The organism is Streptomyces sp. NPDC031554 (assembly GCF_055580685.1).
In genome coordinates, this window is record NZ_JBVIKX010000013.1 from 1 (window position 1) to 26,402 (window position 26,402).

24 protein-coding genes, 1 rRNA gene and 1 riboswitch are annotated in these 26,402 nt (G+C 71.0%); of the genes, 20 read left to right on the forward strand and 5 right to left on the reverse strand.

The genetic code is table 11. From position 1 onward, the window contains the following. From rrf to ACZ5FU_RS28355, 12 genes are all read left to right on the forward strand, one after another. Window positions 1-95, forward strand: a 5S ribosomal RNA gene (rrf, locus tag ACZ5FU_RS28300); the annotation flags it as partial. A gap of 109 nt (window positions 96-204) precedes the next feature. Beyond that, complete coding sequence (locus ACZ5FU_RS28305) at window positions 205-813, forward strand: CDP-alcohol phosphatidyltransferase family protein (protein WP_451529976.1); 609 nt, start codon at window positions 205-207, stop codon at window positions 811-813. A gap of 119 nt (window positions 814-932) precedes the next feature. Then, on the forward strand, window positions 933-3,428 hold the full coding sequence (locus tag ACZ5FU_RS28310) for a sugar phosphate nucleotidyltransferase (protein WP_451529975.1): 2,496 nt from the start codon (window positions 933-935) through the stop codon (window positions 3,426-3,428). A gap of 98 nt (window positions 3,429-3,526) precedes the next feature. Further along, window positions 3,527-4,432 (forward strand): DUF881 domain-containing protein, encoded by a 906-nt coding sequence (locus ACZ5FU_RS28315; RefSeq protein ID WP_451781485.1) that lies wholly within the window; start codon window positions 3,527-3,529, stop codon window positions 4,430-4,432. Beyond that, window positions 4,429-4,761 carry a small basic family protein gene (locus ACZ5FU_RS28320; RefSeq protein WP_003988855.1) on the forward strand — a complete coding sequence of 111 codons (333 nt, stop codon included), beginning with the start codon at window positions 4,429-4,431 and terminating at the stop codon, window positions 4,759-4,761. Before ACZ5FU_RS28315 ends, ACZ5FU_RS28320 begins: the two co-directional genes overlap by 4 nt. Window positions 4,762-4,766: 5 nt before the next feature. Beyond that, window positions 4,767-5,708, forward strand: a complete 942-nt coding sequence (locus ACZ5FU_RS28325; protein WP_469047328.1) for a DUF881 domain-containing protein — start codon at window positions 4,767-4,769, stop codon at window positions 5,706-5,708. Window positions 5,709-5,790: 82 nt separating this feature from the next. Continuing rightward, the gene (locus ACZ5FU_RS28330) at window positions 5,791-6,678 is read left to right on the forward strand and encodes an FHA domain-containing protein (RefSeq protein WP_469047410.1); all 888 of its coding nucleotides are present in this window, start codon (window positions 5,791-5,793) and stop codon (window positions 6,676-6,678) included. Window positions 6,679-6,721: 43 nt separating this feature from the next. After that, a complete protein-coding gene (ftsR, locus tag ACZ5FU_RS28335; protein ID WP_451529972.1) occupies window positions 6,722-7,459 on the forward strand; it encodes a transcriptional regulator FtsR in 738 nt (245 codons plus the stop codon). Between the two features lie 85 nt (window positions 7,460-7,544). Further along, window positions 7,545-8,018 (forward strand): bifunctional nuclease family protein, encoded by a 474-nt coding sequence (locus ACZ5FU_RS28340; protein WP_073494403.1) that lies wholly within the window; start codon window positions 7,545-7,547, stop codon window positions 8,016-8,018. 238 nt (window positions 8,019-8,256) lie between these two features. Continuing rightward, complete coding sequence (locus tag ACZ5FU_RS28345; protein WP_469047329.1) at window positions 8,257-8,940, forward strand: MerR family transcriptional regulator; 684 nt, start codon at window positions 8,257-8,259, stop codon at window positions 8,938-8,940. A gap of 55 nt (window positions 8,941-8,995) precedes the next feature. Then, window positions 8,996-10,417 carry a DNA polymerase IV gene (locus ACZ5FU_RS28350; protein ID WP_468838846.1) on the forward strand — a complete coding sequence of 474 codons (1,422 nt, stop codon included), beginning with the start codon at window positions 8,996-8,998 and terminating at the stop codon, window positions 10,415-10,417. A gap of 93 nt (window positions 10,418-10,510) precedes the next feature. Further along, window positions 10,511-10,984 (forward strand): nucleotidyltransferase domain-containing protein, encoded by a 474-nt coding sequence (locus ACZ5FU_RS28355; protein WP_469047331.1) that lies wholly within the window; start codon window positions 10,511-10,513, stop codon window positions 10,982-10,984. On the opposite strand, the gene ACZ5FU_RS28360 is transcribed toward ACZ5FU_RS28355, so the two are convergent. Continuing rightward, window positions 10,906-11,277, reverse strand: a complete 372-nt coding sequence (locus tag ACZ5FU_RS28360; protein WP_398103323.1) for a PRC-barrel domain-containing protein — start codon at window positions 11,275-11,277, stop codon at window positions 10,906-10,908. The two genes, ACZ5FU_RS28355 and ACZ5FU_RS28360, sit on opposite strands and share 79 nt — an antisense overlap. Before the next feature lie 117 nt (window positions 11,278-11,394). Further along, window positions 11,395-11,490: riboswitch (glycine riboswitch) on the forward strand. Between the two features lie 181 nt (window positions 11,491-11,671). Here ACZ5FU_RS28360 and gcvP point away from each other — a divergent pair. Next, window positions 11,672-14,557, forward strand: a complete 2,886-nt coding sequence (gcvP, locus tag ACZ5FU_RS28365; protein ID WP_468646624.1) for an aminomethyl-transferring glycine dehydrogenase — start codon at window positions 11,672-11,674, stop codon at window positions 14,555-14,557. Between the two features lie 64 nt (window positions 14,558-14,621). Here the strand turns inward: gcvP and ACZ5FU_RS28370 are convergent, their stop codons facing one another. The 4 genes from ACZ5FU_RS28370 to ACZ5FU_RS28385 form a co-directional block, all read right to left on the reverse strand. Then, window positions 14,622-15,794 (reverse strand): ABC transporter ATP-binding protein, encoded by a 1,173-nt coding sequence (locus ACZ5FU_RS28370; RefSeq protein ID WP_468646623.1) that lies wholly within the window; start codon window positions 15,792-15,794, stop codon window positions 14,622-14,624. Further along, on the reverse strand, window positions 15,791-16,624 hold the full coding sequence (locus tag ACZ5FU_RS28375; protein ID WP_451529966.1) for an ABC transporter permease: 834 nt from the start codon (window positions 16,622-16,624) through the stop codon (window positions 15,791-15,793). Before ACZ5FU_RS28375 ends, ACZ5FU_RS28370 begins: the two co-directional genes overlap by 4 nt. Further along, window positions 16,621-17,493 (reverse strand): molybdate ABC transporter substrate-binding protein, encoded by an 873-nt coding sequence (gene modA / locus ACZ5FU_RS28380; protein WP_451529965.1) that lies wholly within the window; start codon window positions 17,491-17,493, stop codon window positions 16,621-16,623. Before modA ends, ACZ5FU_RS28375 begins: the two co-directional genes overlap by 4 nt. A 141-nt stretch (window positions 17,494-17,634) precedes the next feature. Next, window positions 17,635-18,030 carry a TOBE domain-containing protein gene (locus ACZ5FU_RS28385; RefSeq protein ID WP_451529964.1) on the reverse strand — a complete coding sequence of 132 codons (396 nt, stop codon included), beginning with the start codon at window positions 18,028-18,030 and terminating at the stop codon, window positions 17,635-17,637. A 381-nt stretch (window positions 18,031-18,411) separates the two neighbouring features. Here ACZ5FU_RS28385 and kdpF point away from each other — a divergent pair, with 381 nt between their 5' ends. From kdpF to ACZ5FU_RS28420, 7 genes are all read left to right on the forward strand, one after another. After that, the gene (gene kdpF, locus ACZ5FU_RS28390) at window positions 18,412-18,501 is read left to right on the forward strand and encodes a K(+)-transporting ATPase subunit F (RefSeq protein WP_451529963.1); all 90 of its coding nucleotides are present in this window, start codon (window positions 18,412-18,414) and stop codon (window positions 18,499-18,501) included. 8 nt (window positions 18,502-18,509) lie between these two features. Next, the gene (kdpA, locus tag ACZ5FU_RS28395) at window positions 18,510-20,171 is read left to right on the forward strand and encodes a potassium-transporting ATPase subunit KdpA (protein ID WP_468646621.1); all 1,662 of its coding nucleotides are present in this window, start codon (window positions 18,510-18,512) and stop codon (window positions 20,169-20,171) included. 32 nt (window positions 20,172-20,203) lie between these two features. After that, complete coding sequence (kdpB, locus tag ACZ5FU_RS28400; protein WP_468646620.1) at window positions 20,204-22,285, forward strand: potassium-transporting ATPase subunit KdpB; 2,082 nt, start codon at window positions 20,204-20,206, stop codon at window positions 22,283-22,285. A 24-nt stretch (window positions 22,286-22,309) separates the two neighbouring features. Continuing rightward, on the forward strand, window positions 22,310-22,942 hold the full coding sequence (kdpC, locus tag ACZ5FU_RS28405; protein ID WP_451529960.1) for a potassium-transporting ATPase subunit KdpC: 633 nt from the start codon (window positions 22,310-22,312) through the stop codon (window positions 22,940-22,942). A gap of 286 nt (window positions 22,943-23,228) precedes the next feature. Continuing rightward, window positions 23,229-24,521 carry an extracellular solute-binding protein gene (locus ACZ5FU_RS28410; RefSeq protein WP_451529979.1) on the forward strand — a complete coding sequence of 431 codons (1,293 nt, stop codon included), beginning with the start codon at window positions 23,229-23,231 and terminating at the stop codon, window positions 24,519-24,521. A 6-nt stretch (window positions 24,522-24,527) separates the two neighbouring features. Next, entirely contained in the window at window positions 24,528-25,526 is a 999-nt protein-coding gene (locus ACZ5FU_RS28415; protein ID WP_451529959.1) for a carbohydrate ABC transporter permease, read from the forward strand. A 62-nt stretch (window positions 25,527-25,588) separates the two neighbouring features. After that, the gene (locus ACZ5FU_RS28420) at window positions 25,589-26,353 is read left to right on the forward strand and encodes a carbohydrate ABC transporter permease (protein WP_363092998.1); all 765 of its coding nucleotides are present in this window, start codon (window positions 25,589-25,591) and stop codon (window positions 26,351-26,353) included. Window positions 26,354-26,402 lie beyond the last annotated feature (49 nt).

The window sequence follows — 26,402 nt, forward strand, 5'->3', positions numbered from 1 at the left end:
AAACGCCCGGTCACATTCCGAACCCGGAAGCTAAGCCTTACAGCGCCGATGGTACTGCAGGGGGGACCCTGTGGGAGAGTAGGACGCCGCCGAACTTCTTTTACAGCTCTGGCCCCCAGGCATACTGCCCGGGGGCCAGAGCTTTTTTGCGTTGAGGTAGGGTCAGGGGGCATCGTTGGCTCGTTTTCTACTGGAGGCCCCCGGGTGGAGGTCCAGGAGACCCGTGTACAGACCGACCGGGTCCTCACCATCCCCAACATCCTCAGCATGGCGCGTCTCCTCGGCGTACCGCTGTTCCTGTGGCTGATTCTCCGGCCCGAGTTCGGAGGGCCGCAGAGCGACGGCTGGGCCCTCCTCGTGCTGGCTCTGAGCGGAATCAGCGACTACCTGGACGGCAAGCTCGCCCGGCGCTGGAATCAGATCAGCAGCCTCGGCCGGCTCCTCGATCCGGCCGCGGACCGGCTCTACATTCTCTCGACCCTGGTCGGCCTCACCTGGCGGGAGATCCTCCCCCTCTGGTTGACCGCTGCACTTCTGGCGCGAGAACTGATGCTGCTGGTGATGGTGGGCATCCTCAGGCGGCACGGCTATCCGCCGCCCCAGGTGAACTTCCTCGGGAAGGCGGCCACCTTCAACCTGATGTACGCCTTCCCGCTCCTCCTGCTCAGTGACGGAAGCGGATGGCTCGCGTCACTCGCTGCTATTTTCGGATGGGCGTTCGCAGGGTGGGGTACAACCCTCTATTGGTGGGCAGGAGTTCTCTACCTGGTACAAGTCCGCCGCCTGGTCCGTGCGGACGCCGTGGCCGACTGATCTCGCCGAAGCGATTGGCACTCAGCGCTGGCTCGATGGCCCGCCAACGAAAAGTGCGGGACAATCTTGACGGGTGAAGTCGGCTAGACCGTCGTCTCTTCAAGGAGGACGCTTCCGACATGAAGGCCGTCGTGATGGCCGGAGGCGAAGGCACGCGCCTTCGCCCCATGACCTCGAGCATGCCCAAGCCGCTCCTGCCGGTGGCCAACCGGCCGATCATGGAGCACGTTCTGAGGCTGCTCAAAAGGCATGGGCTCAATGAGACCGTCGTCACCGTGCAGTTCCTGGCCTCACTGGTCAAGAACTACTTCGGTGACGGTGAAGAGCTCGGCATGGAGCTCAGCTATGCCAACGAGGAGAAGCCACTCGGTACCGCGGGAAGCGTCAAGAACGCCGAGGAGGCGCTGAAGGACGACGCCTTCCTCGTCATTTCCGGCGACGCGCTCACCGACTTCGACCTCACCGAGCTGATCAACTTCCACAAGGAAAAGGGCGCGCTCGTCACCGTCTGTCTGACGCGTGTGCCCAATCCCCTGGAATTCGGCATCACCATCGTCGACGAGGAGGGCAAGGTCGAGCGCTTCCTGGAGAAGCCGACCTGGGGCCAGGTCTTCTCCGACACGGTGAACACCGGCATCTACGTGATGGAGCCCGAGGTCTTCGACTACGTCGAGGCCGACGTGCCCGTCGACTGGTCCGGTGACGTCTTCCCTCAGCTGATGAAGGAAGGCAAGCCGATCTACGGCTACGTCGCCGAGGGCTACTGGGAGGACGTCGGCACGCACGAGAGCTACGTGAAGGCCCAGGCCGACGTGCTCGAGGGCAAGGTCGACGTCGAACTCGACGGCTTCGAGATCTCACCGGGCGTATGGGTCGCCGAAGGCGCCGAAGTGCACCCGGACGCCGTGCTCCGCGGCCCTCTCTACATCGGGGACTACGCCAAGGTCGAGGCCGGCGCGGAGATCCGCGAACACACGGTCGTCGGATCCAACGTCGTCGTCAAGAGCGGAGCCTTCCTGCACAAGGCCGTCGTGCACGACAACGTGTACGTCGGGCAGCACAGCAATCTGCGAGGCTGTGTCGTCGGAAAGAACACCGACATCATGCGGGCTGCCCGGATCGAGGACGGCGCCGTCATCGGCGACGAATGCCTGATCGGTGAAGAATCGATCGTGCAGGGCAACGTGCGGGTCTACCCGTTCAAGACCATCGAGGCCGGAGCCTTCGTCAACACCTCGGTGATCTGGGAGTCGCGGGGGCAGGCGCACCTCTTCGGCGCGCGGGGCGTTTCCGGCATCCTGAACGTCGAGATCACGCCGGAGCTCGCGGTGCGCCTTGCAGGGGCCTACGCGACCACGCTCAAGAAGGGGTCCACCGTCACCACGGCCCGTGACCACTCCCGTGGTGCCCGTGCGCTGAAGCGAGCGGTGATCTCCGCGTTGCAGGCCAGTGCCATCGACGTGCGGGATCTGGAGAACGTGCCGCTGCCCGTGGCGCGGCAGCAGACCGCGCGCGGCAGCGCCGGCGGGATCATGATCCGGACGTCGCCCGGAGTGCCCGACTCCGTGGACATCATGTTCTTCGACGGGCAGGGCGCCGACCTGTCGCAGGGCAGTCAGCGGAAGCTGGACCGGGTGTTCGCGCGGCAGGAGTACCGGCGGGCGTTCCCCGGAGAGATCGGGGACCTGCACTTCCCCGCCAGCGTCTTCGACTCGTACACGGGGTCGCTGCTGCGGAACGTGGACACGACCGGGATCGCCGAATCCGGGTTGAAGGTCGTGGTGGACGCCTCGAACGGCAGCGCCGGGCTCGTCCTGCCCAGCCTGCTCGGAAAGCTCGGGGTCGACTCGCTGACCGTCAATCCCGGTCTGAACGAGGCCCGGCCGACCGAGAGCAGCGACCAGAGGCGTTCCGGCCTCGTGCGGCTCGGGGAGATCGTGGCGTCGTCGCGGGCCGCGTTCGGTGTGCGGTTCGACCCGGTGGGGGAGAGGCTCTCCCTCGTCGACGAGAAGGGCCGGATCATCGAGGACGACCGGGCGCTGCTCGTGCTGCTCGACCTGGTCGCCGCCGAGCGGCGCAGCGGGCGGGTGGCCCTGCCGGTGACCACGACGCGGATCGCCGAGCAGGTGGCGGCCTATCACGGCACCCAGGTGGAGTGGACGACGACGTCGCCCGACGACCTGACCCGGGTGGGCCGCGACGAGTCGACGATCTTCGGCGGAGACGGCAAGGGCGGCTTCATCGTCCCCGAGTTCAGCAGCGTCTTCGACGGTACGGCGGCATTCGTGCGGCTGATCGGGCTCGTGGCCCGGACCCAGCTCACGCTGAGTCAGATCGATGCGCGGATTCCGCGGGCGCACGTCCTGAAGCGGGATCTGGCCACGCCGTGGGCCGTCAAGGGCCTGGTGATGCGGCGGGTCGTCGAGGCCGCCGGAGACCGCTCCGTGGACATCACGGACGGTGTCCGGGTGGTGGAGGCCGACGGACGCTGGGTGATGGTGCTGCCGGACCCGGCCGAGGCGGTCACGCACCTGTGGGCGGAGGGCCCGGACGACGCCTCCGCACAGGCCCTGCTGGACGAGTGGTCGTCCGTCGTGGACAGCGCCGGGCGCTGACACCCTTACCACGCGCGCGTGCCGGACAGGCGTGTCCAAGAGGACCTGTCCGGCACGTGGGTGGGGCCGTTCGGAGGTAGCGGGCGCGGCGTGCGACGATGTGCGGCATGCCGCAGCAGCCCCCCGTTCGGAGTACACCCGCGCGAGCGTCGCGCCCGGACGCGTCCATGTCGCTGCTCACCAACGTCATGGACCACAGTCTCGACGACGGGTACGCGGAAGCGGCCGCCCGGAAGCGGGCCGAAGGTGTCGGGGGACTGCCCAGGACGCTGCGTTCGAAGCTGGGCCTGGCCGCGGGCCTGGTGCTGGCCGCTCTCGTCGTGACCGTGGGAGCCGCCCAGGCGAGGATCGCCGCTCCGGTCGTGGCCAAGGAGCGCGAGGAGCTGATCGACCGCATCGACAGCGAGACCGAGGCGGCCGACAAGCTCGAGGACACCGTCGACGAACTGCGTGACGACGTGAGCGCACGGCAGCGCGAGGCTCTCCGTGAGAGCGGCGGCGGCGACCAGACGGAACTGGTGGGCATCCTCGCGGGCGCCGTCGAGGTGCACGGGCCCGGTGTGAAGCTGGTCGTGGACGACGCCGAGGAGGCCTCCGCCGGAGGCGATGGCGATCCGCGCGAGACCTCCGGCTTCTCCGACACGGGGCGGGTCCGCGACCGTGACATGCAGCGCGTCGTCAACGGGCTGTGGGCGTCGGGAGCCGAGGCGGTGTCCGTCAACGGCCAGCGGCTGACGGCGCTGTCGGCGATCAGGGCCGCGGGCGAGGCCATACTGGTCGACAACAAGCCGCTGGTGCCGCCGTACACGGTGCTCGCGGTGGGGGACGGGAAGAACCTGAGCACCCGGTTCCAGGACAGCCCCGACGGGCTGTATCTGCACGCCCTCCAGGAGAACTTCGGCATCCGGACCGCCATCTCGGTGGAGAAGGACGTCCGGGTGCCCGCGGCACCGAGTGTGATCGTACGTACAGCAGAGCCGAGAACTGAGAAGGGCACATCGTGATCGCCGTACTGGGCCTCGTCGTGGGAGTCGTGGCCGGCCTCTTGGTCCGGCCCGAGGTTCCGGCGGTCGTCGAGCCTTATCTGCCGATCGCCGTCGTGGCGGCGCTGGACGCCGTCTTCGGGGGTCTGCGGGCCATGCTCGACGGCATCTTCGACGACAAGGTGTTCGTCGTGTCGTTCCTGTCGAACGTGGTCGTGGCCGCCCTGATCGTGTTCCTCGGTGACAAGCTGGGCGTCGGCGCCCAGCTGTCCACGGGAGTGGTGGTCGTGCTCGGCATCCGGATCTTCTCCAACGCCGCGGCGATCCGCCGGCACGTCTTCCGGGCGTGAGGGCGATGAACGACCACGACGCGAACCGGCCCGACGGTCCCTTCCGGAACGGGGCACCACGAAACGAGCCACCACGGGGCGAGGCGCAGCGTCCCGAGGTACCTCGTCAGGTCGAGGTGCCTCGGGACGAGACGCCCACGACCAGACTGCGCAAGGAGCTGCCCCAGGAGGTTCCCGCGGCCGTTTCGCGCGCGGACGAGCCCGAGGAGAGCGGGCAGCCCACGCTGACCGGCCGGCAGCGGCTGGTGCAGGGACTGTGGCCGCCGAGGGTGAGCCGGGCCCAACTCATCGTCGCCCTGCTGCTGTTCGGCCTCGGTTTCGGGCTGGCCGTGCAGGTGGCCTCCAACAGCGAGAGCGGCAATGCCCTGCGCGGAGCGCGCCAGGAAGATCTCGTGCGCATCCTCGATGAACTCGACGACCGCAGTCAGCGTCTTGAGGACGAGAAGCAGGGTCTCGAGAAGCAGCGGCAGGAGCTGGAGAACAGCTCCGACCAGGCCGAGGAGGCCCGCAGGCAGACGGTCGAGAAGGAGAAGCAACTCGGCATCCTGGCGGGCACGGTGGCCGCTCAGGGGCCCGGCATCACCATGGTGGTCGAGGACACGAACGGGACGGTCGAGGCCGACATGCTGCTCGACGCGGTCCAGGAGCTGCGTGCGGCGGGCGCCGAGGCGATCCAGGTGAACGGCGTCCGGGTCGTCGCCGGCACGTATCTGACGGAATCGGGCAAGAGCGTGAGCGTCGACGGGAACAAGATCAACGCTCCCTATCGTTTCAAGGTCATCGGCAAGCCGCAGGACCTCGAACCGGCGCTCAACATCCCTGGGGGTGTGGTGCAGACTCTTGAGAAGGAGCAGGCCACGGTGTCCGTGGAGCGATCCACCAAGATCGTCGTGGACGCCTTGCGAGCAGCGGAGCAGCCTGACTACGCTCGGTCGTCCTCGGAGTGAACCGGGGGTGCATGGGGGCCGTCCGGCAAGGGCATGAGGTTGCGGGGGGTCGGCGCACCGAACGGGTGGTGCGTGGTGGAAACTGTCTGGTGGATACGGACGTTGTGAAGATGTCCGGGTCGGCCGGTCTAATCATTCAGGGTTCGTCCTGCCCCACGGGCGGGTCTGTTTCGGTCAAGGGGAATCGCCCGTGAAGTTGTTTGCGAAGTTGTTCGGCAAGAGCGCGCGAGAGGGCAGCGGCGACAACGCGACCGCCCGTCATCGTGCACAGCCTGACGCGGAGGGCCAGCGGCCGCTGTTCCGGGACCAGGTGGCTGGTCCGGGCGGTGATTTTTCCGGAGGCCAGGGCGGGGCGTCGGTTGACCCTGCGCAGTCCGGCGGCATAGGTTTCGGACAACCGTCAACCTCAAGTACGGGTGGAGGGTTTTCCCCTATGTCGGCCCTGGTGTGTACGAGGTGCGGTAACCGCAACGCGGAGAACAGCCGCTTCTGTTCGAACTGCGGCGCGCCGCTGAGGCCGGGCCTGACGCCCGAGCGCCCGTCGGAGACGACGTCCACCATTTCCATCTCCGGTCTCGAGGCCTACGACTCCGAGGCCACCGGACAGACGCAGTTGCCGGCGCTCTCGCCCGAGGCCCAGGCCGCGGTCGACGCGCTGCCGCTGGGTTCCGCCCTGCTGGTCGTGCGGCGTGGCCCCAACTCGGGCAGCCGCTTCCTGCTGGACGGTGACCTGACGACGGCCGGGCGGCACCCGCAGAGCGACATCTTCCTGGACGACGTGACGGTCTCGCGCCGCCACGTGGAGTTCCGGCGTCGCCAGGACGGCTCGTTCGCGGTGGCCGACGTCGGCAGCCTGAACGGTACGTACGTCAACCGGGAGCGGATCGACGAGGTCCCGCTGTCGAACGGCGACGAGGTGCAGATCGGCAAGTACCGGCTGGTCTTCTACGCGAGCCAGCGAGGCTACTGACCCGCCCCCGGACCCGGTCCGGGGGAACCCCCAGGGAAGGCCCATGCTGCGAACACCGAGGGGCGGTACCGAACCCGGCGCCGCCGCAGTGGACGGTGGTGCGATGAGCATCGGCACGGTGCTGAACGTGCTGCGCGACGAGTTCCCCGAAGTCACCATCTCCAAGATCCGCTTCCTGGAGTCGGAGGGGCTCGTCGAGCCGCAGCGGACCCCGTCGGGGTACCGCAAGTTCAGTGTGGGGGACGTCGAGCGCCTCGGCCATGTCCTCAGGATGCAGCGGGACCACTATCTGCCGCTCAAGGTGATCCGGGAACATCTGGACGCCATGGAGCGTGGTGAGGCGGCACCGCTGCCGACGGTGGGCCGGCAGCGGGACGGGGAGGCGGTGCCGGAGCGGTCCGACGCGCCCACCGCCGCCCGGATCGGGCGGTCGGAGCTGCTGGCGGCCGCCGGGATCGACGAGCGCGAACTCCAGGAGTGGGAGGCCTACGGGCTCGTCGCGCCCTTGGAGGACGGGGTCTACGACGCCGAGGTGGTCACGGTGGCCGCGCTCGTCTCCGAGCTGGGGCGGTTCGGGATCGAACCCCGGCACCTGCGGGTGATGAAGGCCGCGGCCGATCGTGAGGCGGGGCTCGTGGACCAGGTGGTCGCACCGCTCCGGCGCCACCGCAATCCGCAGACGAGGGCGCATGCGGAGGCCCGCACGAAGGAGCTGGCGGGGCTCACGGTCAGGCTGCACGCGGCATTGGTGCAGACCGCGCTCGGGGTGCGCCTGCCCTGAGGGGAGACGGTCCGGGCCGCCCGGATCGGTCACCCGTTCCCGGCCCGACTACCCAAACGTCCCGAGCACGGCCTAGGGTTGCTGTGTGAACGAGCTCGATGTCGTAGGTGTCCGGGTCGAGATGCCCTCCAACCAACCGATCGTCCTGCTGCGTGAAGTGGGAGGCGACCGTTACCTCCCCATCTGGATCGGGCCGGGTGAGGCGACGGCGATCGCCTTCGCCCAGCAAGGCATGGCTCCGGCGCGGCCGCTGACCCACGACCTGTTCAAGGACGTGCTGGAGGCGGTGGGCCAGGAGCTCAGCGAGGTACGCATCACGGACCTGCGTGAAGGCGTCTTCTACGCCGAGCTGGTCTTCGCCAGCGGGGTGGAGGTGAGCGCGCGGCCGTCCGACGCCATAGCGCTGGCCCTGCGCACCGGGACGCCGATCTACGGCAGCGACACGGTCCTCGACGACGCGGGGATCGCCATCCCGGACGAGCAGGAGGACGAGGTCGAGAAGTTCCGCGAGTTCCTCGACCAGATCTCCCCCGAGGACTTCGGCAGCAGCAATCAGTAGCCGTCGGCAGACATGGACTGTCGGGTGGGCGCAAAGGCTTCGGCCGCGGCGATTGCCGTCGGACCGTGAGAGCGTCCTGCGGCTTCCGCTCAGCGCATTCGGCTAGCCTTTCCCCGCGGTGGAGTACGGGAAACCACTCCTGGGGTGATTATCACTCGGCGTGCCGAGTGTGGCGATCGTTGACGCACCCCCGGTGACTGCCTACCGTCGAGAAGGCAGGTCAAGGACGGAGGTCGGCGTGAGAAGCAGCGGCGACGGTACGGTGGGGGGTGCCCCCGGACTCGGTGTCGGGGGGAGCGGTCCGTACCCTCCCTCGAGCTCTCGGCTCCGCCCGGGCGGGGGCCACCCCCATCACGGAGGCGCGGCCGATCACGCTCCGCAGCGGCCGGCGGCCGTACCGAGCAGCGGAGGGGCGGCGTCCATGGCGTCCGAGGAGATCGGCTACCGGGGCCCGACGGCCTGTGCGGCCGCCGGCATCACCTATCGGCAGCTGGACTACTGGGCGCGCACGGGGCTGGTCGAGCCGAGCGTGCGGCCCGCCCACGGGTCCGGCACGCAGCGCCTGTACAGCTTCCGGGACGTGGTGGTCCTGAAGATCGTCAAGCGTTTCCTCGACACCGGGGTCTCGCTCCAGAACATCCGCACCGCCGTCCAGCACCTGCGTGAGCGCGGCTTCAGCGACCTCGAGCGGATGACGCTGATGAGCGACGGCGCCACGGTCTACGAGTGCACCTCCCCGGACGAGGTCCACGCGCTGCTCCAGGGCGGGCAGGGCATCTTCGGGATCGCCGTCGGGGTGGTGTGGCGGGATGTCGAGAGCGCGCTGTCCCAGCTGCACGGAGAGCGTGTCGACACCGGGGAGACACTCGTCGGGCCCAACCCGGCGGACGAGCTGGCCCGCCGGCGCAACCGGGCGGTCTGACGGCCCCGGCGGCCGTACGGCCTCGTTGTCAGTGGCGTGGTGCAGCATCGGAGATGTGAGAAACGCGCCCACCGTCCTGCATCTCGACATGGACGCCTTCTTCGCCCAGGCGGAGCAGGCGTCCAAGCCGAGTCTGCGCGGGAAGGCGGTGGTCGTGGGGGGTCTCGGACCGCGAGGAGTGGTGGCGACCGCCTCGTACGAGGCGCGGGTCTTCGGCGTGCACTCGGCGATGCCCATGGCGCAGGCCCGCCGGCTCGCCCCGAACGCCGCCTACCTGGTGCCGCGGGGCGCCTTCTACCGCCGGATCAGCGACCAGGTCATGGCGCTGCTGCGGGCCCTGTCGCCGTTGGTGGAGCCGCTCAGCCTGGACGAGGCGTTCGTGGATCTGGAGGCCGGCGAGGCGGCCTGGGACAGCGAGTCGGCGCGGCTGGCCGGGGTGCGGCTGCGCGCCGACATCCGGGCGGTCACCGGGCTCACCGGTTCGGTGGGGCTGGCCGCCTCGAAGATGCTCGCCAAGATCGCCTCCGAGCAGGCCAAGCCGGACGGCCTGGTGCTGATCGAGCCGGGCACCGAGCGGTCCCTGCTCGCGCCGATGCCGGTGCGGACGCTGCCGGGGGTCGGTCCGGCGACCGGCGACCATCTCAGGCGGGCCGGGATCACCACGGTCGGGGAGATGGCCGAGGCGGGGGAGGACGAGCTGGTACGGCTGCTGGGCAAGGCGCACGGGCACGCGCTGTACGCCATGGCGCTGGCCCGGGACGACCGGCCCGTGGTGGCCGAACGGGAGACCAAGTCCGTGTCGGTGGAGGACACCTACGACGTCGACATCCACGACCGGGTGCGGGTGGGCCTCGAGGTGCAGCGGCTCGCCGACCGGTGTGTGCGGCGGCTGCGGGGGGCCGGCCTGTCGGGGCGGACCATCGTGCTGAAGGTGCGGCGGTACGACTTCTCCACGCTCACCCGGTCGGAGACCCTGCGGGGGCCCACGGACGATCCGGCGGTGGTGCGGGAGGCGGCGGCGCGGCTGCTGGAGGCGGTCGACACGACGGGCGGTGTGCGGCTGCTCGGGGTGGGGGTCAGCGGGCTGGCCGACTTCACGCAGGAGGACCTGTTCGCGCAGGCGGCCGAGGTGCGGGCGGCGGACGTGCGGGCCGCGGGCCCCGAGGACGAGGCGTCCGAGGAGCCCGCGGTGGCCGAGGCGGTGCCCGTGGAGCACCGGTGGCGGCCGGGGCTCGACGTGCGGCACGCCCGGCTCGGCCACGGGTGGGTGCAGGGCAGCGGGCTGGGGCGGGTGACCGTGCGGTTCGAGACGCCCGGGTCGGAGGTGGGCCGGGTGCGGACGTTCCGCATCGACGACCCCCAGCTGGAACCGGCGGAGCCGCTGCCGCTGGTGCGGCGAGGACCGGACGGGGCACCGGCCGTGGACGAGGCCGCTCACGTGCCGACGGCGGGGCCGCAGCCGGGGACCGGCCGGTGACGGGATCGAGCGAGGCGGTGTGCGGTGGCGGACGGGGAGCGACGGACGGACCCCGCGGGGCTCCCGGCGGAGCGACGTGACGAGGCGCGTTCGGTGGTCCGGTGGGTCACCGCATGGGCCGCGGGACGCGAGGACGTCGTCGGGGTGCTGCTCGTGGGGTCCTGGGCGCGGGGTGCCGGACGAGCCGGCTCGGACGTCGATCTCGTCGTGCTGACGGCCGAACCGGGCCGGTACGCCGCCGAGGACACCCGGGTGCGCGAGCCGGCCCTGGGCGACGTGGTCCGCAACCGGACCCGAGGGCCCCTCACCGCATGGTGGTGTGTCACCGCCTGCGGTCTGGAGGTCGAGGCCGGCATCGGCCCCGCCGACCGGGCGCGTACCGATCCCGTCGACGCGGGCACGCGACGCGTCGTCACCGACGGGGCGCGACCGCTCCACGACCCGTGGGGACTCCTGGGGGCACTGGTCCGGGCGTGCGGCCGGTCCGCTCAGGTCTCCTCCGAGCCCGCCAGCCTGCCGAAGTCCCGGTCCGGGAGGGGCGGCGGGGCGGCCACGTCGAGGCCGTAGTGGTGATAGAGCTGGAGTTCCTGGTCGGGGGAGAGGTGACGGCCCACACCGAAGTCGGGGGCGTCCTTGATCAGGGCGCGGTCGAAGGGGACGTGCAGGGTGCCCTCGACCAGTTCGCTGGGTTCCAGGGGGACGAAGGCGTCCCGGCTGAACAGACCGGTGCGTATGGCCGCCCACTCCGGCACGCCGGTCGCGTCGTCGAGGTAGATCTCGTCGATGGTGCCGATCTTGGTGCCGTTCCGGTCGAACGCCTTGCGGCCGATCAGGTTGCGCGGATCGATGTCGGTCTGCACGGAACCCCTCCACGTGGTCGCAAACTCATCCCTCAGCACTACGAAAGAGCACATCGGCGGTCGCGGCCACTCGGAAGGAGGCCTCGTTGACCCCGCTGGTAGTCTGGCCGTGGCCGCTGACCCCGTGCGGGAGAGTCCTCCGGAGACCACCGGAGGCGCCGAAGGAGCAAATCCTCCCCGGAATCTCTCAGGCCCACGTACCGCACGGACGAGGTCACTCTGGAAAGCAGGGCGGGTGCCGACGGCGTCGACGGCTTCCGCCCTCACCGACGGTGAAAGCCGGGTGCCCTCGGGCGTCCGGTGAAGCTCTCAGGTTGAGATGACAGAGGGGGAGGCCGTCCGGGTACCCGCCAGTGGTGCCCCTCGAAGGTCGTGTGACCAGGAGGCCTCCGCAATGACCGCCCATCGCATTCCGCTCTCCGACCTCGAACAGGGAATCCCCTTCGAGCAGCGTCACATCGGACCCGACCAGGAGGCGCGGGCCAAGATGCTCGCGCAGGTCGGTTACGGCTCCCTGGACGAGCTGACCGCCGCCGCGGTCCCCGACGTGATCAAGAACGCCGACGCGCTGGACCTGCCGGGTGCGCGCACCGAGGCCGAGGTGCTGGCCGAGCTGCGTTCGCTGGCCGACCGCAACCAGGTCATGGACTCCATGATCGGGCTCGGCTACTACGGCACCTTCACCCCGCCGGTCATCCTGCGCAACGTCATGGAGAACCCGGCCTGGTACACGGCCTACACGCCGTACCAGCCGGAGATCTCGCAGGGCCGGCTCGAGGCGCTGCTGAACTTCCAGACGACGGTCGCCGACCTGACCGGGCTGCCCACCTCCGGCGCCTCGCTGCTCGACGAGGGCACGGCCGCGGCCGAGGCGATGGCGCTGTCCCGGCGGATGGGGAAGAACAAGAAGGGCCTCTTCCTGATCGACGCGGACGCGCTGCCGCAGACCATCGCCGTGATCGAGACGCGTGCCGAGCCGACCGGTGTCGAGGTCGTCGTCGCCGACCTGAGCGAGGGCATCCCGGCCGACATCGCCGCGCGGGAGATCAACGGCGTGCTGGTCCAGTACCCGGGGGCCTCCGGTGCCGTGCGCGACCTCAAGCCGGTCATCGACCAGGCGCACGAGCTGGGGGCGCTCGTCACCGTCGCCGCCGATCTGCTCGCGCTGACGCTGCTGACCTCGCCCGGTGAGCTGGGCGCGGACATCGCCGTCGGCACGACGCAGCGGTTCGGGGTGCCGATGGGCTTCGGCGGGCCGCACGCCGGTTACATGGCCGTCCACGAGAAGTTCGCGCGCAGCCTGCCCGGACGGCTGGTCGGCGTGTCCGTCGACGTGGACGGCAACCGGGCGTACCGGCTGGCGCTGCAGACCCGTGAGCAGCACATCCGCCGGGAGAAGGCGACCAGCAACATCTGCACGGCGCAGGTCCTGCTCGCCGTCATGGCCGGCATGTACGCCGTGTACCACGGTCCCGAGGGCCTGCGGGCGATCGCGCGGCGCACCCACCGCTACGCCTCGCTCCTGGCCGCCGGGCTCACCGCGGGCGGCGTCGAGGTCGTGCACGGTTCCTACTTCGACACGCTGACCGTGCGGGTGCCCGCGAAGGCCGCCGAAGCCGTCGCCGCCGCCCGGGACAACGGCGTCAACCTCCACCTCGTCGACGCCGACCACGTGGCGGTCTCCTGCGACGAGACCACCGGGCGGGCGCAGATCGACGCCGTGTGGCGGGCCTTCGGGGTCGAGGGCGACATCGAGGCCCTCGACGCGGCCGCGCAGGACGCCCTCCCCGACGGGCTGCTGCGCCGCGACGAGATCCTCGCCCACCCCGTCTTCCACCAGTACCGCTCCGAGACCGCGATGCTGCGCTACCTGCGCAGGCTGGCCGACCGCGACTACGCGCTGGACCGGGGCATGATCCCGCTGGGGTCCTGCACGATGAAGCTCAACGCGACCACCGAGATGGAGCCGGTCACCTGGCCCGAGTTCGGGCAGCTGCACCCCTTCGCGCCCGCCGGGCAGGCGCGGGGCTACCTCACGCTCATCCACGAGCTGGAGGAGCGGCTCGCCGAGGTCACCGGGTACGACAAGGTGTCCCTCCAGCCGAACGCCGGGTCGCAGGGCGAGTTCGCCGGACTGCTCGCCGTGCGCGGGTACCACCGCGCCAACGGGGACGAGCAGCGGACCGTGTGCCTGATCCCGTCGTCGGCGCACGGCACGAACGCCGCGAGCGCCGTGATGGCCGGGATGAGGGTCGTCGTCGTGAACACCGCCGAGGACGGCGAGATCGACGTCGAGGACCTGCGGGCGAAGATCGACAAGCACCGCGACGAGCTGGCGGTCCTGATGATCACCTACCCGTCGACGCACGGGGTGTTCGAGGAGCACGTCGCCGACATCTGCGCGCAGGTGCACGAGGCCGGCGGTCAGGTGTACGTGGACGGTGCCAACCTCAACGCGCTGGTGGGGCTCGCCAGGCCCGGGCACTTCGGCGGCGACGTCTCGCACCTGAACCTGCACAAGACGTTCTGCATCCCGCACGGCGGCGGCGGTCCGGGCGTCGGCCCCGTGGCCGTGCGGTCGCACCTGGCGCCGTACCTGCCCAACCACCCGCTCCAGCCCGAGGCCGGGCCCGCGACGGGGGTGGGGCCCGTCTCGGCCGCGCCGTGGGGCTCCGCGGGGATCCTGCCGATCTCGTGGGCCTACGTGCGGCTCATGGGCGGGGAAGGGCTGAAGCGGGCCACGCAGGTGGCCGTGCTGTCCGCCAACTACGTCGCCAAGCGGCTCGAACCGCACTACCCGGTGCTCTACACCGGTCCCGGCGGACTGGTGGCGCACGAGTGCATCATCGACCTGCGTCCGCTGACGAAGGCGACCGGTGTCAGCGTGGACGACGTGGCCAAGCGGCTCATCGACTACGGCTTCCACGCGCCGACGATGTCGTTCCCCGTGGCCGGCACGCTGATGATCGAGCCGACCGAGTCGGAGGACCTGGCGGAGCTGGACCGGTTCTGCGAGGCGATGATCGCGATCCGCGCGGAGATCGAGAAGGTCGGGTCCGGTGAGTGGCCGGCCGAGGACAACCCGCTGCGGGGCGCCCCGCACACGGCGGCCGCGCTGGGCGGCGAGTGGGACCACGCCTACACGCGCGAGGAGGCCGTCTTCCCGGCCGGGGTGTCCGCCGCGGACAAGTACTGGCCGCCGGTGCGCCGGATCGACCAGGCCTTCGGCGACCGCAACCTGGTCTGCTCGTGCCCGCCGCTGGACGCGTACCAGGACTGATCCGGCAGTCGCCGTCGAGGCCCCCGTCCGTGCAGGGCGGGGGCCTCGACGTGCCCGGGACGGTTCAGGCCGGGTAGGCGTGCGTCTGGATCGCCTTGACCGTGGCCCACACGGTGGCGCCGGGACGCAGGTCGAGTTCCGCGGCGGCGACCGTGGTGAGGTCGGCGGCCAGGGGGAGTTCACCGGTGAGGTCGGCGCGGATCTGGTCGCCGTGGGTCTCCAGGCCCGCGACCTCGCAGCGCCAGAGGTTGCGGGCACTGGACCCGGTGGGGCGGTCGCGGTGGAGGGTGACCGCGCCGGGCGGGAACGCGACGAAGACCGGCCCGGTGAGCACCTCCGTGGTGGTGAGCGCGGGACCCGTCTCGAGGCGCACGGTGTGGCCGTCGGCCCGGCCGCGGTAGAGGTTCAGGCCGACGAGCCGGGCGATGTAGTCCGTGCGCGGGTGGCGGGCGATGTCGGAGGGGACGCCTTCCTGGACGACCGTGCCGTTCTCGACGACGACCAGGCGGTCCGCGAGGACCATGGCGTCGAGCGGGTCGTGCGTGACGAGGACGGCGACCGCCTCGAAGTCGGCGAGATGACGGCGGAGCCGGGCGCGCACCTCCAGGCGGGTGCGGGCGTCCAGGGCGGCGAGGGGCTCGTCGAGCAGCAGCAGCCGGGGACGGGTGGCGAGGGCGCGCGCCAGGGCGACCCGCTGGGCCTGGCCCCCGGAGAGCCGGCGGGGTCTGGTGCCTGCGTGCTCGGCGAGGCCCATCCGCTCCAGCCACCGTGCCGCCAGGGCACGCGCCTCGGCCTTGCTCGCGCCGTGGCAGCGCGGACCGAACGCCACGTTGTCCAGGGCGCTCAGATGGGGGAACAGCAGGTAGTCCTGGAAGACCACGCCGACCGGGCGGGCCTCCGGCGGCGTACGGTCCAGCACGCGGCCGTCCAGGCGGAGCCGGCCGCCGGTGAGCGGGACGAGGCCGGCGAGGGCGCGCAGGGCCGTCGTCTTCCCGGCGCCGTTCGGGCCGAGCAGGGCGACGACGTCGCCGGGGGCGGCGCTCAGCGCGATGTCGAGCCGGAAGCCGCCCCGGTCGACGACGAGACGGGCGTCGAGACCCTCGGCGGCGCCCGTGCCCGTCCTCGTGCTGCTGCCGTGGTCGCGGGTGTCCGGCGTGGAGCGGGACGGGACGGTGTCCGCCGGGGGGCCGGAGGCGTCCTTCGGGTGGCCGTCGGACGCGTGGTCGGGGGTGCTCATGAGGCGGTCATCCAGCGGTCGCGCAGACCCGCCAGTACGGCGACGGAGACGGCCAGCAGCACGAGGCTGAGGGCGATGGCGGCCTCCGGGTCGTTCTGCAGGGCGAGGTAGACGGCGAGCGGCATGGTCTGGGTGCGGCCGGGGAAGTTGCCCGCGAAGGTGATCGTCGCGCCGAACTCGCCCAGCGCGCGTGCCCAGGCCAGCACGGCGCCCGCCGCGATGCCCGGCGCGATCAGGGGCAGCGTGACCCGGCGGAACGCGGTGAAGCGGGAGGCGCCCAGGGTGGCGGCCGCCTCCTCGTAGCGGGGGTCGGCGGCGCGCAGCGTGCCCTCGACGCTGATGACGAGGAACGGCATCGCCACGAACGTCTCCGCGAGCACCACGCCGGTGGTGGTGAACGGCAGGGTGATGCCGAACCAGGCGTCCAGCCACTGTCCGACCACGCCGTTGCGGCCCAGGGCGAGCAGCAGGGCCACCCCGCCCACGACCGGCGGCAGCACCAGCGGGAGCGTCACCAGGGCGCGCACCAGACCGCGGCCGGGGAAGTCGGTGCGGGCCAGCAGCCAGGCCAGCGGTACGCCGACGACGAGGCTCAGGGTGGTCGCCGACGTGGCGCAGACCAGGGACAGCCGCAGGGCCTGCCACACCTCGGGGCTGGTCAGCTGCCCGGGCAGGCTGTGCCAGGGCGCCCGGACCAGCAGGGCGACCAGGGGCAGCAGCAGGAAGGCCAGGCCCAGGAGGGCGGGCAGCAGCAGGGCGAAGGGGACGCCGGTGCGGATCCGGCCGGGCCGCCGGTCGCCCTCGTGGTGGTCAGAGGCGTGGGGCGTCACGGCTTCAGGAACCCGGCCCCGGTCAGCGCCCTCCGGCCCTCCGCGGAGCGCACGAGGGCGACGAAGGCCTCGGCGGCCGCGGCGTTCCGGGAGCCCTTGAGCACGGTGATGGGGTAGTCGTTGACGGCGTCGGCCGACTCGGGGAAGTCCACGCCCTTCACCTTGTCACCCGCCGCCCGCACATCGGTCCGGTACACCACCGCGGCGTCGGCCTCCTTCAGCTCCACCTTGGTCAGGGCGCTCTTGACGTCCTGTTCGTAGGAGACCGGGGTGAGGTCGAGGCCGGCGGCGTCGAGGACCTTGCGGGCGGCGGCGCCGCACGGGACGGTCTCGTCGCACAGGACGACCTTGAGGCCGGACTTCGTGAGGTCCTTCAGGGTGGTGATCTTGTCGGGGTCGCCCGGCAGGGTGGCGATCTCCAGCTGGTTGCGGGCGAAGGTGACGGGGGCGGAGGCGTTGTCCCCGGCGTCCGTCACGATCGCCATGGTCTTGGTGCTGGCGGCGGCGAACACGTCGGCCGGGGCGCCGCCGGTGATGCTCGCGGCCAGGGTGTCGCTGCCGCCGAAGCTGAGGGCGACGTCGATGCCGGGGTGCGTCTTCTCGAACTCCTCGCCCAGGGCCGTGAAGCTCTCCTGGAGGGAGGCCGCCGCGAAGACGGTCACCGTGCCGGACAGCCTCGCCGGGCCCGACGCGGAGGAGCCGGCCCCGGAGGAGGTGTCGTCCGAGGAGGAGCAGGCGCTCAGCACCAGCAGCGCGGCGGCCCCGGCGCCCGTCAGGCGCAGCGTGCGGCGGGCCCGGCGGGCGGTTCGGGTCGTCACGGTGCGCTCCTCGGTGTCGTCGCGGTCCCTCGAACGGGCGCGTGCCGACATGATAATGCCGCAGATGCGAGGAGTGGGTCGACTTTCGCTTTGTACGAGCGGCGCCAAAGCGGGACGGAGGTTCGCATGTGCGAGGCGCTGTGATGTGCGAGGCGCCAGGGTGCGCAAGGTGCCGGGACGCGCGGGCGCGCGTCAGGTGCGGTCGATGTGGACGTTGGTCGACTTCACGCGGGCCGTGGCCTCCATGCCGACCTCCAGGCCGAGTTCCTCGACGGCCTCGCGGGTCAGGAGGGAGACGAGCCGGTGCGGGCCCGCCTGGATGTCGACCTGGGCGGCGACGTCGCCCAGCTTGATCGCGGTGACGATGCCGGGGAACGCGTTGCGGGCCGAGGTGTAGGAGGGGGCGTCCTCCTCGCCGCCGGACCCGGCGAGCTCCACCGAGAAGGCGGCGAGATCGGCGCCGTCGATGAGGCGTCGTCCGGTGTCGTCGCGGTGCGTCGGTACCCGGCCCGCGTCCGCCCAGCGGCGTGCGGTGTCGGGGCTCACGCCGAGCAGGCGCGCGGCCTGGCCGATGGTGTAGGACTGCATGCCGGTCACGATAGGGGCAGGCGGGGCCGGGGGAGCGGCCGGGCGGCACGGGGGACGGACGTGGCGGGGAGGGCCGTCACCGCGCGGTGGCGTCAGAGGCGGTGCCGAGGGCGGCGCCAGGGCGGTGCCGGGGTGACGCAAGGGGTGGCGCCGGGGGTGGCGTAAGGGACCCGTCAAGGCCGGGCGCGGCGGCGTATGAGAGCCGTCAACGGCGGCCGGTTCCGGTCACGGCGGCTGTTTCCTGTAATCGTCCCTGTCCGACCGGGCCTCGACCCCCGGATCCCCACCCCAGGAGCTCACGATGGCCGATCCGGCCTTCGTCGCCATCACGCTCGCGGTCTTCGCGCTGGTGGCCCTCGTCGCCAAGGGGGTGACGAAGCTGTGACCGCCGAGAATCTCGTCGGCCTCGTCGCGGCCGTCTCCCTGCTGGGCTATCTCGTCCTCGCCCTGCTCTTCCCCGAGAGGTTCTGAGAAGCCGCATGGGTCCCGTACTCGCCGGCGTGCTCCAACTGCTCGCGCTCGTCGCGGCGCTGGCGCTCGCCCACGTCCCCCTCGGCTCCCACCTGGCCCGGGTCTACTCCTCCGACCGCCACTGGCGGGTGGAGAAGTGGATCTACAGGGCCATCGGAGCCGATCCCGACACGCGGATGGGCTGGGCCGCGTACCTGCGCGGTGTGCTCGCCTTCTCGGCCGCCGGGGTCCTGTTCCTGTACCTCCTCCAGCGGATCCAGGGCGTGCTGCCGCTGTCGCTGGGCTTCCGGTCGATCGAACCGGACCAGGCGTTCAACACCGCCGTGTCGTTCGTGACCAACACCAACTGGCAGTCGTACTACGGCGAGCAGGCCATGGGCCACGTCGTGCAGACCGCCGGCCTGGCCGTGCAGAACTTCGTCTCCGCCGCGGTGGGCATCGCGGTGGCCGTCGCGCTCGTGCGCGGTTTCGCGCGGTCCCGCTCCGGTGAGCTGGGCAACTTCTGGGCCGACCTGGTGCGCGGTGTCGTGCGCGTCCTGGTGCCGCTGGCGTTCGTCGCCGCCGTCGTGCTGGCCGCGTGCGGCGTGATCCAGAACTTCTCCGGCATCCACGAGGTCGGTCAGTTCACCGGCGGCCCCCAGCAGTGGAACGGGGGCGCGGTCGCCTCGCAGGAGGCCATCAAGGTGCTGGGCACCAACGGGGGCGGCTACTTCAACGCCAACGCCGCCCACCCGTTCGAGAACCCGACGCCCTTCACCAACCTCTTCGAGATCTTCCTGATGCTGGTGATCCCGGTCGCGCTGACCCGGACCTTCGGCCTCATGGTCGGCTCGGTGCGGCAGGGCCACGCCGTCCTCGCGGCCATGGGCGTCATCTGGGCCGGCTTCACCGGCCTGATGATGTGGACCGAGTTCGCGCACCACGGCCCGGCGCTCCAGCTCGCCGGCGGGGCGATGGAGGGCAAGGAGGTCCGCTTCGGCGTCGGTTCCTCGTCGATCTTCGCGGTGTCGACGACGCTCACCTCGACCGGCGCGGTCGACTCCGCGCACTCCTCCCTCACCGGTCTCGGCGGCGGCCTCACCCTGCTCGGCATGATGCTGGGAGAGATCGCGCCCGGCGGTACCGGCTCCGGTCTCTACGGCATGCTGGTCATGGCGGTCGTCGCGGTGTTCGTCGCCGGCCTGATGGTCGGCCGCACCCCCGAGTACCTGGGCAAGAAGATCGGCATCCGCGAGATCAAGCCGGCGGCCCTGTACATCCTGGTCACCCCGGCGCTGGTGCTGGTGTTCACCGCCCTCGCCATGGTGCTGCCGACCCCGGCGAACTCCCTGACGAACAGCGGCGCCCACGGGTTCTCGGAGATCCTGTACGCCTATACGTCCGCCGCGAACAACAACGGCTCGGCCTTCGCCGGCCTGAACGCGGACACCCGGTGGTTCAACAGCACGCTGGGCCTCGCGATGTTGCTCGGCCGCTTCCTGCCGATGGTGTTCGTGCTGGCACTCGCGGGCTCGCTGGCCCGGCAGCAGCCCGTCCCGGCCACCGCCGGCACCCTGCGCACCGAGAAACCGCTGTTCACCGGTCTGCTGGTGGGCGCGATCCTCGTCGTCACCGGTCTCACGTACTTCCCCGCCCTCGCGCTGGGCCCGCTCGCCGAGGGACTGGCGTGACGGCCGCCCGCACACAGAAGTCGGAGGACCCCATGTCGACTCCCACCCTGACGCCCCACCGGAACGCGCCGACGGGACACAGGACGCCCGAGGGCCGTGCCGGCGCGGGCCTGTTCGACGCCGGACAGCTGGTGAGGTCGCTGCCGGACGCGTTCCGCAAGCTCGATCCGCGGGTGATGGTCAAGTCTCCCGTGATGTTCGTGGTCCTCGTGGGTTCCGTCCTGACGACGGTCTTCTCCTTCGAGGACCCGGGCGACCCGTTCGGCTGGACCATCAGCGCCTGGCTGTGGCTGACCGTCGTCTTCGCCAACCTCGCCGAGGCGGTCGCCGAGGGACGCGGCAAGGCGCAGGCCGACACCCTGCGCAGGGCCAAGGCGGACGCCGTGGCCCGCAAGGCCGACGGGACCGTGGTGCCCGGCGCCGAACTCAGGGTCGGCGACCTGGTCGTCTGCGAGGCGGGGGACGTCGTACCGGGCGACGGCGACGTCGTCGAGGGCGTGGCCTCCGTCGACGAGTCGGCGGTCACCGGCGAGTCGGCGCCCGTCATCCGGGAGTCCGGCGGAGACCGCTGCGCCGTCACCGGAGGCACCAGGGTCCTCTCCGACCGCGTCGTCGTCCGGATCACGACGAAGCCGGGCGAGACCTTCATCGACCGCATGATCGGCCTGGTCGAGGGGGCCGCCCGGCAGCGGACGCCGAACGAGATCGCGCTGAACATCCTGCTCGCCTCGCTGACGATCGTCTTCCTGCTGGCCTGCGCCACGCTGCCGGCGTTCGCGGCGGGGGCGGGCGCGCACCTCACGCTGGTGGTGCTGGTGGCGCTGCTGGTCTGCCTCATCCCGACCACCATCGGCGCACTGCTCTCCGCGATCGGCATCGCGGGCATGGACCGGCTGGTCCAGCGCAACGTCCTCGCCCTGTCGGGGCGTGCGGTCGAGGCCGCCGGCGACGTCTCCACGCTGCTGCTCGACAAGACCGGCACCATCACCCTCGGCAACCGCCGGGCCGCGGAGTTCGTGCCGGTGCGCGGTGCCACGGAGGCCGAGGTCGCCGACGCCGCCCAGCTGTCGTCACTGGCCGACGAGACGCCCGAGGGCCGCTCCGTCGTCGTCCTCGCCAAGGAGCGGTACGGCCTGCGCGAGCGGCACGAGGGCGAACTGGCCGGTGCCGAGTGGATCGCCTTCACCGCCCGCACCCGGATGTCGGGCGTGGACGTCGACGGGCGCCGGGTGCGCAAGGGCGCTGCGGCCTCGGTCGTCGCCTGGGTGCGCGAACAGGGCGGCGAGGCCGCCGCGGACGCCGGGGAACTGGCCGACCGGATCGCCGCGGCGGGCGGTACGCCCCTGCTGGTGGCGGTCGACGACGACCGCGGCGCGCGGGTGCTCGGCGTCGTCCACCTCAAGGACGTCGTCAAGGAGGGCATGCGCGAACGGTTCGCCGAACTGCGCCGCATGGGCATCAGGACCGTCATGATCACGGGCGACAACCCGCTGACGGCCAGGGCGATCGCCGAGGAGGCGGGCGTGGACGACTTCCTCGCCGAAGCCACGCCCGAGGACAAGATGGCCCTCATCGAGCGCGAGCAGGCGGGCGGCAAGCTCGTCGCGATGACCGGCGACGGCACCAACGACGCGCCCGCGCTGGCCCAGGCGGACGTCGGCGTGGCGATGAACACCGGCACGTCGGCCGCCAAGGAGGCCGGCAACATGGTCGACCTCGACTCCGACCCGACCAAACTCATCGAGATCGTCGAGATCGGCAAACAACTCCTCATCACCCGGGGTGCGCTGACGACCTTCTCGATCGCCAACGACGTCGCCAAGTACTTCGCGATCATCCCGGCGCTGTTCGCGGCCGTCCATCCGGGCCTGGACCGGCTCGACGTCATGCACCTGTCCTCGCCGTCCTCCGCGATCCTGTCCGCGGTGATCTTCAACGCGCTGATCATCGTCGCGCTGGTCCCGCTCGCGCTGAGGGGGGTGCGCTACCGGCCGGTCAGCGCCGACCGGCTGCTCCGCCGCAACCTCGCGATCTACGGACTCGGCGGTCTCGTCGCGCCGTTCGCCGGCATCAAGCTCATCGACCTGCTCCTCTCCCTCGTCACCGGGCCGTGACCTCCCGAAAGCGTGCTGATCCCCATGAAGACCTCCGTTCCGCACACGGCCCGGCTGCTGGGGGCGGGCCTGCGCGCCCTCCTCGTGCTCACCCTCCTGACGGGCGTCCTGTATCCGCTGGCCGTCACCGGCATCGCGCAGACGCTGTTCGGCGACCGGGCGAACGGCTCCGAGCTCACGGCGGGCGGCAGGGTCGTGGGCTCCTCGCTCATCGGCCAGCGTGACCACGGTCCCGACTGGTTCCAGCCGCGGCCGGCGAACGGCCTGGGCGAGAACTCGGTCAACACCCGGTACCGGCTGCTGCTCTCCGGCGCCACCAACCTCTCCGCCGACAACCCCGAGCTGGTCGCGTGGGTGACGAAGGCCCGGGCGAGGGTCGTCGAGCAGAACTCCACGGCCGACTTCACGGTCGACCCCTCCCGGATCCCCGCCGACGCGGTCACCTCCTCCGCCTCCGGCCTCGACCCCGACATCTCCCCGGCGTACGCCCGCCTCCAGGTCCACCGGGTCGCCGAGCGCAACGGCCTGCCCGTCGCCCGTGTCGAGAAGCTGGTGGAGGAGCACACCGAGGGCCGCACCCTCGGATTCCTCGGCGAGCCGCGCGTCAACGTCCTCGAACTCAACGTCGCGCTCAGGGGCCTGACCGGCCGCGGGTGAGGCGTTCCCCCGCGCCGTCCGGGCAGCCGACACGCCGTCCTGTCGCTGCCCGGACGGCGTTCCGCGGTCCCCTTCGTAAGGTTCGCCGCAATAGTCGAATGTTTCGGAAGGTTCGGTCTGCCACCTGTCTGACGGACGTGCGGAAATTTCTCTGTGTTCAAGGGGTTGCCACCCATCGGAGGCTGTCTCTAGGGTGCGGCAGCAGCGAAGCTTTCTGGATTGTCACCGAAACTTTCGACTTTCCGAACGGCCGGTTCCGGCCGTTCCGCACCCCAAGGAGCGCATGATGGGCGACCCGGGACTCTCCCGACGAGGCTTCCTGGCGGCCTCCGCCGCGGCCGGCCTCGGCATGACGGCACTGAGCGCCTGCGGCGGCGACTCGGACGGAGGGTCGTCGGGGACGACCACCATCGAATGGTGGAACATCTCCACCACGCAGCCGACCAAGGACGTCTGGGCCGCCCTCGCCAAGCAGTTCGAGGCCCAGAACCCCAAGGTGAAAGTCAAGATCGTCCAGCTGGAGAACGACGCCTACAAGTCGAAGATGACCGCGCTGATCGCCTCCGGGAAGCTGCCGGACATCTTCCACACCTGGGGCGGCGGCGTCCTGAAGCAGCAGGTCGACGCCGGGCTCGTCGAGGACCTCACCGACCGCACCGAGGACTGGGCCGGCGGCATGCTGTCGGTCGCCAAGGAGCCGTACCTGGTGGACGACAAGGCCTACGGCATACCGTTCGACATCGGCATGATCGGCTTCTGGTACAACAAAGCCCTCTTCAAGCGGGCGGGCGTCGGCGAGCCGCCCACCACCTGGAGCGGATTCCTCGACGCCGTCAGGAAGCTGAAGTCCGCGGGGATCACCCCGCTCGCCCTGGCCGGCAAGGAGAAGTGGCCCGGGATGTACTACTGGGCCTACCTCGCGATGCGCACCGCCGGGATCGACGCCCTGCGGAAGGCGAACGAGGACAAGGACTTCACGGGGGACGGTCTCGTGCAGGCGGGGCAGCACCTCCAGGACCTGGTCGACCTCCAGCCGTTCCAGAAGGGCTTCCTCGGCGCCGCCTACTCCAGCCCCACCGGACAGGCCGCCACCGTCGGCAACGGCAAGGCCGCGATGGAACTGATGGGCCAGTGGGCCCCGGTGGTGGAGGCCGACGCCGGCAAGGGACTCGGCGCCGACCTCGGGTTCTTCCCGTTCCCCGAGGTCGAGGGCGGACAGGGCAAGCTCACCGAGGTGTTCGGCGGCGGCGGCGGACACGCCCTGCGCGCCGGCGCCCCGCAGGCCGCCGTCGACTTCCTGAAGTTCTTCGCCTCCGCCGCCACCGACACCGAGCTGGTGAAGAAGACCGGTGTGCTGCCCGTGGTGCCGGCCGCCGAGAGCGCGCTGACCGACCCCAACCTCAAGGCCGTGCAGACCCAGTTGAAGGCGGCCACCGGCTTCCAGCTCTACCTCGACCAGGCCTACGCGCCGGCCCTCGGCCAGGAGATCAACGACAGCGTCGCCGCCCTCGTCGCCGGCTCCAAGTCACCCGCACAGGTCGCCCAGTCGATCACCAAGGTCGCGAAGGAAGAGCAGTAGCCGGCGATGACCTCGACCTACCTTCCGGACAAGCGCAGCGGCCCGCCCGCCGCCTCCCCGCCCCCGGCCGCCGGAGCGGACCGGGGGCGGGCCCGGCGGCGCGCGCGCCACTGGCTCACCGCCGTCGTCTTCCAGGTCCCCGCCCTGGTGCTGTTCGGCGTGCTGGTGCTGCTGCCGATGCTGTTCGCGCTGTACGCCTCGTTCTTCCGCTGGGGCGGCTTCGGCATGCCCGAGGACTACATCGGCGGCGACAACTTCACCCGGCTCCTCGACGACCCGGTCTTCCTCGGCGACCTCTGGCGCTGCCTGCTCCTGGTCGTGCTCTCGCTCGTGATCCAGCTGCCGTTCGCGCTCGCCCTCGCGGTCGCGCTCAACCAGCGCATCCGCGGACGGGCCGTCTACCGGATGCTGTTCTTCGCGCCGTACATCCTCTCCGAGGCGATCACCGGTGTGCTGTTCGCCATGATCTTCGCGCCCGACCAGGGCCTCGCCGACCACGTGCTCGGCGCGGTCGGCCTGGACGGCCTGGGCGGGGAGTGGTTCGCCGACCCCTCCACCGTCATGGCCACCCTGTTCCTCGTCATGACGTGGAAGTACTTCGGTTTCCACATGATGCTCTACCTGGCCGGACTCCAGTCGATCCCGGCCGAGTTGACCGAGGCCGCCCTCATCGACGGCGCCGGCCCCTGGCAGCGCTTCCGCCACGTCACCCTGCCGCTGCTCGCACCGACCCTGCGGATCAGCGTCTTCCTGTCCGTCATCGGCTCCGTCCAGCTGTTCGACCTGGTCTGGGTCACCACCGCGGGCGGCCCCGACCACCACTCCGAGACGATGGCCGTCACCCTGTTCCAGTACGGCTTCAAGCGCTACCAGGTCGGCTACGCCAGCGCGATCAGCGTGGCCATGTTCGTCATCAGCCTCGTCTTCGCCCTCGCCTACCAGAGGTTCGTGCTCCGCCGCGATCTGGAGGGGGCCACCACGACCCTGAGAGGAGGCGGCTCGTGAACGCCCGCAGGACAGGCCGCACCTTCCCGCTGCACCTCGTCCTCGTCGCCGTCGGCGCGGCGATGGCCGTCCCCCTCGTCTACGCCGTCCTGTCCGGCTTCAAGTCGACCGACGAACTGTCCCGCAACCCCATCGGCCTGCCCGAGTCGTGGGTGACCTCCAACTACACCGACATCCTGGGCTCCGGCTCCTTCTGGCAGCTGGTCGGCAGCAGCACCCTGATCGCGATCGGCACGACGGTGGTGGTGGTCGCGGTGTCCGCGCTCGCCGCGTTCTCCTTCGCCCGGTTCGCCTTCCGCGGCCGGGAGGCGCTGTTCACCCTGTTCACGCTGGGGCTGATGTTCCCCTTCGCGGTGGCGGCCCTGCCGCTGTTCCTGCTGCTGCGCCAGATCGGCCTGCTGGACAACCCCCTCGGGGTGATCCTGCCGCAGGCCGCCTTCGGGCTGCCGATGACGATCGTCATCCTGCGCGGCTTCTTCCGGGAGATCCCCGCCGAGCTGGAGGAGGCGGCCACCCTCGACGGCTGCGGCCCCCTCGGCTTCTTCTGGCGGATCCTGCTGCCCATGGCCCGCCCCGCCCTCGGCACGGTCTCCGTGCTGGCGGTGGTGGGGAGCTGGAACAACTTCTTCCTGCCGCTGCTGGTGTTCACCGACTCCACCTGGTGGACCATCCCCATCGGCGTGCAGCAGTTCCAGGGCCAGTACTCGGCCGAGTACGCCCGTGTCTTCGCGTACCTCGTCCTCGCCATGGTCCCCGCCCTGGCCTTCTACTCCGTCGCCGAGCGCCAGCTCGTCGGCGGCCTCACCGCCGGCGCCACGAAGGGATGACGCGCGCCCCCGCGGCCGTACGACTCGACGACATCACCGATCGCCCAGG